This window comes from Fibrella aestuarina BUZ 2, assembly GCF_000331105.1.
In the GTDB taxonomy this organism is placed as follows: Bacteria; Bacteroidota; Bacteroidia; order Cytophagales; family Spirosomataceae; genus Fibrella; species Fibrella aestuarina.
The window spans coordinates 3674581-3688361 of record NC_020054.1 but is presented as its reverse complement, the minus strand read 5'-3'; the positions used below and the strand labels follow the sequence as shown (position 1 = coordinate 3688361).

13 protein-coding genes are annotated in these 13781 nt (G+C 55.0%); 6 read left to right on the top strand and 7 right to left on the bottom strand.

Annotation, left to right across the window (positions count from 1 at the left end; genetic code table 11):
- Positions 1 to 36: 36 nt before the first annotated feature.
- Both gnd and FAES_RS14940 read right to left on the bottom strand, forming a co-directional pair.
- A complete protein-coding gene (gene gnd, locus FAES_RS14945) occupies positions 37 to 933 on the bottom strand; it encodes a phosphogluconate dehydrogenase (NAD(+)-dependent, decarboxylating) (protein ID WP_015332072.1) in 897 nt (298 codons plus the stop codon).
- Positions 934 to 1062: 129 nt separating this feature from the next.
- Complete coding sequence (locus FAES_RS14940) at positions 1063 to 1287, bottom strand: hypothetical protein (protein WP_015332071.1); 225 nt, start codon at positions 1285 to 1287, stop codon at positions 1063 to 1065.
- A 234-nt stretch (positions 1288 to 1521) separates the two neighbouring features.
- Between FAES_RS14940 and FAES_RS14935 the strand changes: the two genes are divergently transcribed.
- Positions 1522 to 2397, top strand: a complete 876-nt coding sequence (locus tag FAES_RS14935; protein ID WP_015332070.1) for an SMP-30/gluconolactonase/LRE family protein — start codon at positions 1522 to 1524, stop codon at positions 2395 to 2397.
- Between the two features lie 85 nt (positions 2398 to 2482).
- Here the strand turns inward: FAES_RS14935 and FAES_RS14930 are convergent, their stop codons facing one another.
- The 3 genes from FAES_RS14930 to FAES_RS14920 form a co-directional block, all read right to left on the bottom strand.
- Positions 2483 to 3175: a porin family protein gene (locus FAES_RS14930; protein ID WP_015332069.1), complete on the bottom strand. Its 693-nt coding sequence runs from the start codon at positions 3173 to 3175 to the stop codon at positions 2483 to 2485.
- 76 nt (positions 3176 to 3251) lie between these two features.
- On the bottom strand, positions 3252 to 3929 hold the full coding sequence (locus FAES_RS14925) for a DUF4136 domain-containing protein (RefSeq protein ID WP_148289373.1): 678 nt from the start codon (positions 3927 to 3929) through the stop codon (positions 3252 to 3254).
- 194 nt (positions 3930 to 4123) lie between these two features.
- The gene (locus tag FAES_RS14920) at positions 4124 to 5122 is read right to left on the bottom strand and encodes an ABC transporter ATP-binding protein (RefSeq protein WP_041257916.1); all 999 of its coding nucleotides are present in this window, start codon (positions 5120 to 5122) and stop codon (positions 4124 to 4126) included.
- Between the two features lie 318 nt (positions 5123 to 5440).
- Between FAES_RS14920 and FAES_RS14915 the strand changes: the two genes are divergently transcribed.
- From FAES_RS14915 to lepB, 5 genes are all read left to right on the top strand, one after another.
- A complete protein-coding gene (locus tag FAES_RS14915) occupies positions 5441 to 6226 on the top strand; it encodes a ParA family protein (protein WP_041257914.1) in 786 nt (261 codons plus the stop codon).
- Positions 6227 to 6328: 102 nt separating this feature from the next.
- Positions 6329 to 7249, top strand: coding sequence for a ParB/RepB/Spo0J family partition protein (locus tag FAES_RS14910; protein ID WP_015332065.1), 921 nt, complete (start codon positions 6329 to 6331; stop codon positions 7247 to 7249).
- 754 nt (positions 7250 to 8003) lie between these two features.
- On the top strand, positions 8004 to 8711 hold the full coding sequence (locus tag FAES_RS29030; protein WP_051054159.1) for a DUF5683 domain-containing protein: 708 nt from the start codon (positions 8004 to 8006) through the stop codon (positions 8709 to 8711).
- Positions 8712 to 8768: 57 nt separating this feature from the next.
- On the top strand, positions 8769 to 9506 hold the full coding sequence (gene dapB, locus FAES_RS14900) for a 4-hydroxy-tetrahydrodipicolinate reductase (protein ID WP_015332063.1): 738 nt from the start codon (positions 8769 to 8771) through the stop codon (positions 9504 to 9506).
- Positions 9507 to 9710: 204 nt separating this feature from the next.
- Positions 9711 to 10871 (top strand): signal peptidase I, encoded by a 1161-nt coding sequence (lepB, locus tag FAES_RS14895; RefSeq protein ID WP_015332062.1) that lies wholly within the window; start codon positions 9711 to 9713, stop codon positions 10869 to 10871.
- 124 nt (positions 10872 to 10995) lie between these two features.
- Here lepB and FAES_RS14890 read toward each other — a convergent pair whose 3' ends face one another.
- Together FAES_RS14890 and FAES_RS14885 are read right to left on the bottom strand one after the other, a co-directional pair.
- Complete coding sequence (locus FAES_RS14890; RefSeq protein ID WP_015332061.1) at positions 10996 to 11346, bottom strand: 4Fe-4S binding protein; 351 nt, start codon at positions 11344 to 11346, stop codon at positions 10996 to 10998.
- Between the two features lie 170 nt (positions 11347 to 11516).
- A complete protein-coding gene (locus FAES_RS14885; RefSeq protein ID WP_015332060.1) occupies positions 11517 to 13766 on the bottom strand; it encodes a biosynthetic peptidoglycan transglycosylase in 2250 nt (749 codons plus the stop codon).
- Between the last annotated feature and the right edge of the window lie 15 nt (positions 13767 to 13781).

The window sequence follows — 13781 nt, the reverse complement described above, 5'->3', positions numbered from 1 at the left end:
TGGACAGCAAGTCCGGGACCTTGACGTTTCTCGACCTTATTTCTTATCGACTGCGTGGCCGCCAAACTCGTTGCGCAGGGCAGCCACTACTTTGCCCGTGAACGTATCGTCCTGCAACGACCGGTAGCGCATCAATAAAGACAGGGCAATAACCGGCGTGGGTACGTTCAGGTCGAGCGCCGTTTCGAGCGTCCATTTGCCTTCACCCGACGAGTGCATCCGGCCCTTGATCGAATCGAGGCGGGCATCTTTCGAGAAGGCGTTTTCGGTCAGCTCCATCAGCCAGCTACGGATCACCGAGCCGTTGTTCCAGAGCCGGGCTACGGCCTCAAAGTCATAATCAAACGTGCTTTTTTCGAGAACTTCAAAGCCTTCTGCAATGGACTGCATCATGCCATATTCAATCCCGTTATGGACCATCTTGGTGAAGTGCCCGCTGCCCGCCTTGCCGGTGTAGAGGTAGCCGTTTTCCACCGAAATGTCCTGGAAGATCTGCTCAATGGAATGAACGACATCGGCATCACCGCCGACCATCGTGCAGGCGCCGTTGAGCGCACCATCCATCCCGCCGCTGGTACCGCAGTCGACAAAATGCAGTTTCTTTTCCAGCAAAGCGGCGTGCCGACGTACCGAATCTTGGTAGTGCGAGTTTCCCCCGTCGATGATGACGTCGCCTTCGGCCAGCAGTGGGGTCAGGTCGTTGATTACCCGGTCAATCAGCGGGCCGGCGGGAATCATCAGCCACAGTACTTTGCGGCCCTGCAAGGCGCCACATAGTTCGGGCAAGGTATTGGTTCCTTGTGCGCCCTCCTGCTTAATCTCGTTGACCAACGCTTCGTTGATATCATACCCGATGACCTCGTGCTTATGGCGCAATAAGTTGAGCACCATGTTGAAACCCATTTTGCCGAGGCCGATAAATCCAATTTGCATACGTACAGACGGAGTAAGGACGAATAAAAAGCTAAAACCGACGGGCCTGACCCACGCGGTCAGCCGTGCCGAAGCGCATCAGCGCCAGCGGGGAAAGCCCCCGGCGCAATGTTACGCACAGTTCGCCACTTAATCTATGCTGGCCCCCGATAACTGCCCGTATGGCTCGGGGGTCGTGTACGTCTGGCTGACAAAATCTTCTACTCCAATGGGCTCGTTCTGTAGAACCCTGGCGTTGAAATAAGTCCAGAACACCTCGTCTGAAGGATCGTAGGTACGTTGCAGACGTGCCAGATCGCGAATACTTTCTTTGACCGGATAGTCGGCCAACGGGGATAGGGATTGCGTGAGCATAATTATCTTTGACTAGCGTATGAGCACGACATTAACGCCCTCATATCGAGAAGGTTTATTAAAGTTTCCGAATAAGCGAAGAGGGAACCTAAATGTAAGAATTGGTAATACAATCGGTATGCCATCCCTGAAAAATAATCGATTATACGCAGCCTTTCCTTGCTTAAAAAAAGCCCTGAGCGGTTGGTCATCCATGACCGAACCCGTTCTTTTGTGGCAAAGACAACTGCATTTATGAAACTGACCGTTTTACCGGTAGCCATGGCGCTGCTCACCTGTGCCTGCGTAGCCCTACACGTACCTGCAACTGCTAAGCCAAAACCCAAAAAACTAGTAAAAGTGTGGGAATCAGACACCACACTGCGTGTACCGGAGTCGGTGCTCTACGACGCAGGTACGGAGGCCATCTACGTAGCGAACATCGATGGCAAAGCCGATGCGCTCGATGGCAATGGCTTCATCAGCAAGATGACCCTCGACGGAAAAATCACCAACCTGCGCTGGGCTACGGGCCTCAATGCCCCCAAGGGCATGGCCATTCATGGTAATTTCCTCTACGTAACCGACGTGTACCGGCTCGTTCAGATTAACCTGGCGACGGGGCAGGCCGAAAAAACCTACGATGCCGTCGACCCGAAAAATGCTTTCCTCAACGACGTGACGGCCGACCGCAACGGCAACGTGTACGTGACCGATAGCCGGTTCGATAAAATTTACCGGCTGGCCAACGACAAGTGGGACGTGCTGATGTCGGGCGAGCACCTCAACAAGCCGAACGGCATCTTGGCTGATGGCAAGAATCGACTGCTGATTGGGGCGACCAAGCTGGGCGCGGTGCGGGCGGTCAACGTCGAGACCAAAACCATGACCACGCTGGCCGATGGCATGGCAGCTACCGACGGGATCGTCAGCGATGGCAAAGACAATTATTTCGTTTCGGATTGGAACGGGCAGGTCTTTTTCGTGAATGCCATGGGCGAGAAGCAAAGCCTGCTGGATACGCGCACCGAGAAACTCAATGCGGCCGATATCGACTACGTCAGGAAGGCCAAACTCCTGCTCGTGCCTACCTTCTTCGGCAACAAAGTCGTCGCCTATCGGGTGGAGTAAATAGGTTAAGGTTTAACTGACAACAGGTGGCTGACGCCGCAGTAAAGCGCGTCAGCCACCTGTTGTCAGTTAAACCCAAAATACCCTAATAGAATCGATACGTCAGGCCGGCCGACAGCATCAGATTCGAGGGATTGTTCAGCTCGTTATACTTGTAAAAGGCGTTCTGGTACTGCGCCTGAATTTCGCCACCAAGGCCTTTTTCCCGCTTGCCAAAGACTTTAACGCCAATAGCGGGGGCAATCATACCGGCAAATCGCTTGTCCTGATCGGCCAGCGTACCGTAGAAATTGGTGTAGTTCATAAACGCACCACCACCCGCCAGTTGCACGTAGGGCCGGATGGGTGCCGCCGGGTCGCTGAAGTAATAAGCGGCCGTGGCCAGCACCGGCGTCACCGTCAGCGTGCGGGTCTGTACGGCGGAGATATCCTCGCCTGTCTCAGGAAACGAATACACCGCCCGGGGCAACCGCTGCTGTGAATACTGGTAGCCCGACTGAAGGCCCAGCGAAAAATTCTGCGGAAACTGCCACTCCATCGTCACCAGCGCGTTGGCGGGTGATAGCTGATTGATGTACGTGCGCTGCGTACCCAGCGGCACGCCTACCCCATACCGCAACGACGCGTTGAAGGTTACGTACCGGTTATAAGTCGACTCACGCATGAGGTTATAGGCATTCGATTCGGTCCGTTGCGGCGTGTCGGGGTTACGTTGTGCCATGGCTGGCAGCAACAGACCCGACAGCAACGCGGCCGTAAGCCAGATTCTGCTTTTCATAGGTTGTTGATCGCTGCTTCCCTGCTAACGGCGCACGCAGGTGCCGCAACGGGGATCGCATACTGATTTAAGGTGATTAACGGGTCGCTCTCAGGTAGGGCGACTGACTGAATACGTTGGCGATGATGCGCTCGACGGAAGCGGAATCAAAGATTCCGTTCCCCCGCAACTCGGCTGAATACACCACTTTCAGCTGGCTATTCGGATCGTTGGGGTTCGTGCCGGGGGTGATGATTGGCCGGTTTTTCAGGTCGACCATATCGATCCGCCAGAGTTGCTCGGATACCTGATAATACTGGTAGTAGCTGGGGTAATAAAACGGATCGTAATAGCCAAACCCGCCGCCCCAGTAGTTGCCATAGTAGCCGGCGTAGGGATTCGCAGCCACCCCCGTGTAGCGGTTGTTTACCCGCGTGACGACCACACCCAGATCAGCCGCCTGCCCGGCCGCCGTCCGTGTAAAACCCCGGTTAGTCAGTTCGGTGGCTACCCGGTTCACAAACTGCACCTCGGTTGGTTGCGCCGACTGCCCGTAGCTGTCGTTCGACTCCACCAGCACCGAATCGGGCAGGCTGAAGGTTTTATATTGGCTGAAGTCGACCTGCCGGTCGTAGTTGGTAATAAACACATTGGAGTCCTCGGGACCCAGGTCATTGGTCGCCGAGTTGGTGCAGGCCGATAACCCCGCCCCCAGACTCAGCGCCACCGCAACGGCCGCTAGCCACTGCAACGGCTGCCGCTTTCCTTTTCTCATGAACATAGCTAATTCAACGTTGATCGTTACTACACTATAAAACGTATAGGCTATGCGCTTAGTTTAACAACCTCCTTTTCTAAGGAGCTTATAATGTGGGGCAGTGGGCAGCGGTAGTTATTGGTAGTTATTGGTAGTTATTGGTAGTCATTCATTGTTTTCCGCAACCAATGACTATCAATGACCATCAATAACTACAGTCGCATCAGCCGATCAGCATCGACCCGGATACGTACCTGATCGCCCGCCTGTACATCCTCGCGTTGGGTGAGCATGCGCAGGGTAACGTACCGGCTGATCCGTACGTCGACTTCGGAGGTACGTCCCTGAAAAAACACGGCCCGAACGGTGCCTTCTGCCGGACCGGCCGGGTCGAGGTGCGCGTGTTCGGGGCGCAGGCCAAACGGAGCGTCCGGCTCGGCGGCGGGCAAACCCAGTAGGGGCAGGTGTTTCCCCCGGATGATGTTGACCGGCCCCGTCATACGGGCGGCATAGGTGTTGGCGGGCGAAAAGTACACCTGCCGGGGCGTCCCCCACTGCTTTAGCTGCCCCTGATGCAGAATCCCGACCTGATCGGCAATGGAGAGCGCGTCGGTAGCCTCGTGTGTCACCAACAGGCAGGCCGGGCGGGGCTCCGGCTGGTCGACGCCCCGAACCAGGTCAAACAGCAGATCGCGGATGATCAGCCGGTTGGGCAGGTCGAGGTGGCTGAACGGTTCGTCGAGCAGCAAAACGCGGGCAGGTTCGGCCAGGGCGCGGGCAATGGCGGTGCGTTGTTTCTCGCCCCCCGATGCCTCGCGGGGTTTGTGGTGCTGCACAGCCTCCAGCCGACACAACCGCAGCAGTTCATCGACGCGGCGTTCGCGGTAGGCACGTTCGTAGAAACGCAGGGCGTAGGCGATGTTTTCGCGGATCGAGATGTTGGGCATCAGCTTGTATTCCTGGTGTACCACCCGGATCTGCGGATGCCCGGCCACCAGCACGTCTTTCGGACCGGCCACAGTTTCGCCATCGAGGGCTACCTCGCCTTTGTCGGGGTCGAGCAGGCCACCCAGCAGGTTCAGCAGGGTACTCTTACCCGATCCACTGGCACCAACTAACGCCACCAGTTGGCCCGGTGCCAGCGACAACGACACGTTTTTTACCGCCACCAGGGCGTCGAATGCTTTAGAGAGGTGGGTAGCTGTGAGCACGTAAACCAGATTTAAGAGGGCAAGTATCCTACAGACGGATAAGTTTCGCAAACCGTTCGGTTTTGCGCCGATGCGGCCCAATCAGCTGTTGGCACCTGAGCAACTCATCAGACCACGCACCCCGCCCGCCGTCCGTCATCACTTCCACTTCGCCCGATTTTGCCCCATTTGGCCCAATGCAGCCTCTCACAGGCCTTTGTGCGAGCATCCCTGCGCAGCCCGATCTGGACGTGGGGTAATTTGTGGAACATTTTCGTGAAACATTCTTGGAAAGCATGGAACGTTCCAACATCTTTGGGACTGCAACGTAACAAACCCATGGGTAAAGTTATTGCCATTGCCAACCAGAAGGGCGGCGTCGGTAAAACCACAACAACAATCAATCTAGCGGCCAGTCTGGCGGCTCTTGAGTTCCGAACGCTGATCGTCGATGCTGACCCTCAGGCCAACTCGACCTCGGGCCTCGGTTATAACCCCAAGGAAATCGAATACAGCATTTACGAATGCATGATCGAAGACGTGCAAACGCGCGACGCCATCATTCAGACCGACTTCCCTAACCTTGATCTGCTGCCTTCGCACATCGATCTGGTCGGGGCCGAGATCGAGATGATCAACCTGCAAAGCCGGGAGGATAAGATGAAGGACGCGCTGAACCACATCCGCGACGATTACGACTTCATTATCATCGACTGCTCGCCCTCGCTCGGTTTGATCACCATCAACAGCCTTACCGCTGCCGACTCGGTGATTATTCCCGTACAGTGTGAATACTTTGCGCTCGAAGGGCTGGGCAAGCTGCTCAACACGATCAAGATCATTCAATCGCGCCTGAACACCGACCTGGCCATCGAAGGCATTTTGCTGACGATGTACGACCTCCGGGTACGTTTGTCGAATCAGGTGGTGGGTGAGGTAACCTCTCACTTCCAGCAGATGGTTTTTCACACCATCATTCCGCGGAACATCCGCCTCAGCGAATCGCCCAGTTTTGGCGTACCGGTGCTGGCGCAGGATGCCGATAGTAAGGGGGCTATCAGTTACCTGAACCTGGCCCGCGAGATTTTAATTAAAAACGGCCTAATGCCGCAAGAGACGGTTTAAAAAGAGTTTTCAGTTGCCCGTTTTCAGGTACCCGCATCGCCCAAATTGGGCTGTTGGGCTTAGCTGAGAACAGGAAACTGAAAACAGAAAACTCTTCCCTCGATGAACACAACGAATGCCAAGGCTGGTAACATCAAGAGCAACAAACTGACGGGCCTCGGCCGGGGTCTGGGCGCGTTGTTACAGGACAGCGACGGGCGTCAGGCCAAGCCGTCGCCGTATGAGTCGATCAGCACGATGACCGAAATCGGCATTGAACAGATCGAGACCAACCCCTTCCAGCCGCGGACCCGCTTCGACGAAGAAGCCCTCAACGAACTGGCCGATTCCATTCGGGTGCAAGGGATCATCCAGCCCATCACGGTGCGGCAACTCGGCAAAGACCGGTATCAGCTCATCTCGGGCGAGCGGCGTTTGCAGGCGTCCAAGCTGATCGGGATGTTGCACATTCCCGCCTACGTGCGGACGGCCAACGACCAGCAAATGCTGGAAATGGCCCTGATCGAGAACATTCAGCGCGAAAACCTGAACTCGATCGAAATTGCCCTCTCCTACCAGCGCCTCATCACCGAATGCAGCCTGAAACAGGAAGAACTGGGCGAACGCGTGGGCAAAAACCGCACGACGGTCAACAACTACATCCGATTGCTGAAACTGCCGCCTGTGATTCAGGCGGCGCTACGCGATACCCGGATTTCGATGGGCCACGCCCGGGCGATCATCAACATCGACAACCCCGAGACGCAGATCAAACTCTTCAACAAGATTATTGACGAAGACTGGTCGGTGCGCAAAGTGGAAGAAGCCGTACGCAACCTCTCGGTTACGGAAGAATCCCTGCCCGCCCGGAAGACGACCCTGCCCAAACAGGAAATGCGGAGTCTGCAATTTAAACTCTCGTCGATGTTTGGCTCGAAGGTGATCATCAAAGCCGATGAAAAGCATCAGGGGGAGATCAAGATTCCGTTTACCTCGCAGGAGGAACTCGACCGCATCCTGAACGTCCTGAACTACTCGGCCTAAACAAGTATCAGGCCGTTTCACTACAGAAAAGCCCCATCCAATTATTGGATGGGGCTTTTCTGTAGTGAAACGGCTGGCAGTCTGAGCACGCCTGGCGAGCCTTGGGTGACCGCAGCTTAGCGATTACGCTTCAGCTTCCAGAACGTGCGCACGCACTGGTGGCAGTAGTAGCGCCTGAGCGGCAAAAAAGGCAGGAAATGCCTCACTAAATAAGTTCGCTTGATGCGGCTGACCGAGTCGTCGCTTTTACACTCCGGACAGCAAGGCGTAGATGTAATCGATAGAGTAGCCATTAGGTGAAAACTGATAAGTAGACCAATGCAAGGCGTGAGCGATCAAGGGCGTCACCATAAATACATATATGAAAATATATATTTATCTAAGTATAAAAGTAGGGCTACCCATAGTTGGTTACATTAATAATCGAGTAAAATACACTGAGCGGTCGCTAAATTTTCCACTAAGCAATCGAGTATTTTTCTGTTTTACTTTATAAGTAACATAAACTGGTCGATACGTATAGTGCCGTAGGCCAGATCATTGGATCACTCAATACTGCGCTTACCTGTTCATACGCCATCGAACCTGTCTTACAATCGCCTACCTTTGTTCCCGGTTTGGGACCGGTTGCTTAGCTCGACTGCTTAGTCAGTTAAGCTTTTTTAAGTCAACTCGTTGGCCAAACAAACCGGCGTTGGCGTTACGTAGCTGTTATGATGTTCGCGCCGGTTGCGTCACTACCGGATTTTATTGCGTGAAAGCTCTTCTCTCCTTTTTTGTCCTTACCCTCCTGCTGGGTACGTCGGTGGCAATGGCCCAAACGACCGACACCACCCGGCAACGACCTGTGATCCGGCCCACGCCTCCCGACACCCTGCCCCCCGTTGACTCAGCGGCCAATGACATGGAAGAGCTGGTCGATTCGCTGGCGCCAGCGGTTGATACGCTAACGGTGTCAGCCGCTGCACAAGCCGAAATCAACAAGATCATTCCGAAGAAGGCGACCATCCGCTCGGTTATTCTGCCCGGCTGGGGCCAATTCTACAATCGGCAGAAATGGAAGATCCCGGTGATTTACGCGGGCTTTGGCACTTTTGCCTACTTCATCATTACCTATACCGGTAACTATCAGGAGTATCTGGCTGGCTACCAGGAGGCTTACAATCTGAAGACTGTCCCTGGGCAAGACCCTGGCCGGACCAAAACGGCTATCGTAAAAGGTCGTGAACTTAACCTGAATCAGCTCAAACAAGGCACCGATTTCTGGCGACGCTGGCGTGATTACAACTACATTTTCACGGCGCTTTTTTACGGTCTCAACATCGTCGATGCCAACGTATCGGCCCACCTGAAAACGTTCGACGTGTCGGATAGCCTGACGCTCAAATACGCCCCTACGCTCATTCCCACCTCAGCGGTTAGTTTTGTACCGGGTATCAAACTGACGATGGTGATTAAATAGTCCGTTGCGGGTGGTTCGCTGTGGCGGCTCACCGGAGGCAACGGCTCCTTTCCACTTATGACGATTCTCTTAGTAGGCTACGGCAAAATGGGCCGGGCCATTGAACAGATTGCGCTCGAACGCGGTCATCAGATTGTTGGCCGGATCGACCTCAGCAACCGCGCCGACATGGACGCCCTCGCCGACGACGCCGTCGACGTAGTGATTGAGTTTAGCTCACCCGAGTCGGCCGTCGACAACCTGCGCTATTGCATCAGCCGGGGTTGGGCCGTCGTTTGCGGCACCACGGGCTGGCTCGCCCACCGTACCGAGATTGAGCAGGCCGTTCGCGAGCAGGGTAGCGCATTTTTCTACGCCTCCAACTACAGCATCGGCGTCAATCTGTTTTTCCGGTTGAATAAGGTGTTGGCCAAATTCATGCACAACTACCCCGGTTACCAGGTGTCGATGACCGAGGTACACCATACCGAAAAGAAAGACGCGCCTTCAGGCACCGCCATTACCCTAGCCGAAGGGTTGCTTGAGAACCTGCCGCAGAAAACGCGTTGGGCCGTTTCGGAAGCCGACAAACCCGCCGATGGGGATACAGCCGACGCCGTCGTGATCGACTCAGTCCGGGAAGGCAACGTACCTGGCACGCACATCGTGCGCTTCGAATCGGAGGTTGATCGGATCGAAATTGCGCACGTGGCCCACAGCCGTCAGGGCTTTGCGCTGGGTGCCGTAACGGCCGCCGAATGGCTCGCCGGGCGGCAGGGCGTTTTTGGCATGGATGACCTACTGGGCGACAGCTAACAGTAACGTACTGATGAGTGATGAATGCTGAATTACGAGCCAGAACGTACCCAGCGAACTCAATGGATGCCCTCATTTCATTATTCATAGCTCATCATTCATAGTCCATAACGCTCCCCTTCTTCCCCATTCATCACTTATCGTTTATCGCTTCGCGTTAAATCCCGTACCTTCGTATAGCTAATTTGAAACACTCTAGACATCGTGCCTGACGTTAAAACGCCTATCCAAACCGGCAAGCCGGTCAAAACGAAATCGCCCATCCGCGAGTGGTTCGATTCGATCCTCTTTGCCGTGGTGGCCGCCACCCTCATTCGGTGGCTGTTCATGGAAGCCTTCACCATCCCCACGCCCTCGATGGAGCGCAGTCTGATGGTCGGCGATTTCCTGTTTGTCAGTAAGTTTCACTACGGTACCCGCACGCCCAAAACACCCTTGCAGGTACCGCTGACCCACCAGAAAATCTGGGGTACCGAAATCCCGTCGTACCTCGACTGGATTCAGTTGCCGCAGTTTCGGTTACCGGGTTTTTCAAGCGTGAAAAACGGCGATGTGGTGGTGTTCAACTACCCGCCTGAAGACCAGTACCCGACCGACCTGAAAACCAACTACATCAAACGGTGCATCGGCATTGGCGGCGATGTGGTGGAAGTGCGCCACCGGCAGGCGTTCGTCAACGGGAAAGCGTTTGAGGTACCGCCCAAGTCGCAGTTGACCTACTTCATCGAAACGAACCGCACCGACCTCGACGACGCCTTCTTCCGGCAGTACGAGATCATCAACGACTACCCCAATCAGACGTACAACTGGCAGCCCATCGAGCAGGCCGACAGCGTCTCAAAAACCAACAAGATCATTGGCTACAAGATCAACACGACGGCCGAGGTGATCGATCAGTTCAAGGCGATGGATTGGGTGAAGAAAATTACGCCCTACGACGAAGAACCCGCCCCAACGCCCTCGGCTTTCTCGCCCATCTACGGAGCCGCTCAGTACAACTGGACCGTCGATAACTTCGGGCCGCTGACCGTACCGAAAGAAGGTGCAACGATCCAGATCAACGAGAAAACAATCTCGCTCTACGGGCCGGTGATCAAGAAATTTGAGGGGAACGAAAATGTGGAGGTCACCGATAAGGCGATCAGCATTGGCGGCAAGCCCATCACCTCCTACACCTTCAAGCAAGACTATTACTTCATGATGGGCGACAACCGCCACAATTCGCTCGATTCGCGTTTTTGGGGTTTTGTACCGGCCGACCATATCGTTGGTAAAGCCGTTTTCATCTGGATGTCGATCGACCCGAACCCAGCCACCGCCACCGGCAAAATCCGCTGGAACCGGTTGTTCAACGTGGTGCGGTAAGTCTCAAGTCTGAATAGTCGGCACAAAAAGAGTCCGGTGTCTGGAATGTCTGTTTAGTGTTGCTTACGCACTTAAACAATAGACATTCCAGACACCGGACTCTTTTTGTGCCGACTATTCAGACTTACTCTTCCGCGTGCAGCCAGGCTTTCTTGGCGAGCAGGGTATCCTCGTCTTCTTCGTGCTCAGGATCGGGCACGCAGCAATCGACGGGGCATACCGCTGCACACTGAGGCTCTTCGTGAAACCCTTTACACTCGGTACATTTATCGGTAACGATGTAATAAAACTCGTTCGAAACGGGGGTCTGTGGCGCTTTACCGCTTACAACGGTGCCGTCGCCAAAGTCAACCACGTCGAGGGCAGTACCGCCACCCCACGTCCACTCGACTCCACCTTCGTAGATCGCTGTGTTGGGGCATTCGGGTTCGCAGGCACCACAGTTGATGCACTCCTCGGTAATCATAATGGCCATGCTGCTGTCAAATTATAATGGCTGAAAATGAGACTTGTCAATTAGACAACAAATATAATTATTTAAAGTTGGGGGAAGTGCCGATTTAGGGCAAAGTTTAAAGCATAACGGCCGGTGGATTCTACTCGCACCAGCCGTTATGCCCTACACCATCCCAGTCAGGCTACCCGTTACTGATTCTGTTCGGCTTCTTCTTCGGCGCGCTGCCGCTCTTCTTTCTCGCGGCGTTTGCGTTCGCGGCGCTCCTGCCGAAGCTGCTTGCGCGTTTTCACGGTATCGGCGCTGACGTTGGTACCAGCCGCTATGGGAACATCGGCGGGCCGGGCCGGGCGGGCGGTGGCCGCTTCTTCCTGATTCGACTCGGTGGCCGGGCGCTCCTGCTCTTCGCGGTTACCGTTAAAGAGGCGCTTGAACAGATCGTCCATATCGCCGCCTTCGTCGGTTTGGTCAACATTCAGGCTATCAGGGCCGTAATAATCAGACGGTAATACCTGCTGCCGAAGCCCTTCCCGCAACCGAACATCATAAAATCCGTAGGCCCCGCTATCGGGTTGAGTAAGGCCACGCTTGGCCATGATGCGGCCAATAATGCGGAAGTAACCGCGCACGTTACGTACCTGCAACGACCCATCGGGCTGGAAATAATTGAGTGCCCGTTTGGGGCTCGGAATCACGAAAGCCAGGAAAATACTCTCACCCAGATTCAGCTCAGCCGGTGTCTTGTCGAAATAATACCGGGCTGCTTCGCCGATGCCGTAGATGTTTTTGCCCCATTCGATGAGGTTCAGATAAACCTCATACATGCGCTCCTTCGACACCAGCCGCTCGTTTTCCATCAACCACACGATCAGGATTTCTTCGACCTTTCGCGACAGCGTTTTGTTACGGTTGAGGAACACGTTTTTCACCAACTGCATTGAAATCGTACTGGCTCCGCGCTTAAACGCTTTCTGCTTGTAGTTGGTAGCGATCGACACCCGAAAGGCTTTTTCATTAAAGCCTTTATGCGTGAAAAAATTGTAATCTTCCGAGGTAAGCACCGCATTCCTCAGGTCAGGGGCGATATAGGTTAGCGGCGTAAAGTCGGGGTTGGTCGGCCCGATCATGATGTCGCGAACGGGCTTCTCTTTTTCGTAGGGCGTATAAATGAACGGCTGGTTAATCCGGCGAAAATCGACGCGGCCCATCCGCACGATCCGGAAATTGTCGGGCGTCAGACCCGAGTCGAACCGGACCGAATCGGGCAGGGCGGTGTCGAACTGAAGCGACAGATCGTACCGCAGTTTACCCGTGACCTGCATACCGTCGAGGGTATTGAAGAGGCCTTTGGGAAACGAATTAAACAACGCCTGCGCATCGAGCGGATCGGTATGCAACTGCACGTCGAACAACTTGCTGGGCACGCTATCGGTGGGCGTGAGCGTGTATTTGACGAACGGACGCGCTTTTACCTCCCCCAGGTAGAGCGTTGATGAGCTATCGATGCCCACGTAGTTTTCGCCGACAAACAGATTAGCATCCAGCGCGGCCCGCTGCACCACAACGTCGGTGGGTGACACAGCCGGGTGGTTGATCCGCAAATTCCGCACTGACCCCACGCCTTCCAGCCGGAATTCCCCCCTCGACCGGTCGACGTCGCGAAGCTCGGCATGAAGCGTATCGACTTGCGCTTTCAGCTTAAACCGCTTTTGCAAGTACTTTACTTCCAGTGGTTTGCCGACGGCATACAGGTCGATGTTGTATTCCTTGTCAGACGGGGACGCCGTGCCGGTAATGTGCCAGATGGCTTCGTTCTTATTCAGCAGGAACGTCGAGGTAACGTCGCCGTCGTCGATCCGGGCTTCGGTAGCCATAAGCGTCAGCCGGGTGCTGTCGTCGATCAACCGGAGGTCGATGTTCTTGACGTCAAGGTCGTCGGGAATTTTCGTCAGCAGGTTATTGATGACCCGCTCGGCCACGTCGGACAGATCGGTGCGGTTCCGCTTTTTCTCCGTAACGACGGCCGTCGAATCCTTACGGCGCTTCAAAAAGGCGTCGAGGTTGGTGAGCGTATCGCGTTTGACCACTTGAATAAATCCGTCGTGCACGGCAAGGTCAGAGAGCGCCACGTCGCCGACCAGCAGCGGCCACAGCCGCACGCCTACCTGCATCTGGCTGATGTGGGCCAGGCTGTCCCGGTTGGCGGGTACCACGTCGATATTGGTGATTGCCAGCGACGACATGCCCGTAAACTTAACCGAACCGATGTTGAGTGTAACGTCGTAGTCGCGTTTGGCTTTGCGGATAACCCGGTCGAGGGCTACGTTGAGTAACTGTTCGCGCTTGGTATAGGCAATGGCAGCGCCTACGGTTCCCAGCAGCAGGATAACGAGTAGTGTCCAGCCGGTGTAGCGCAGGACCTTGCGTTGGTTAATTGGCATTTCGTATGGGCAAAT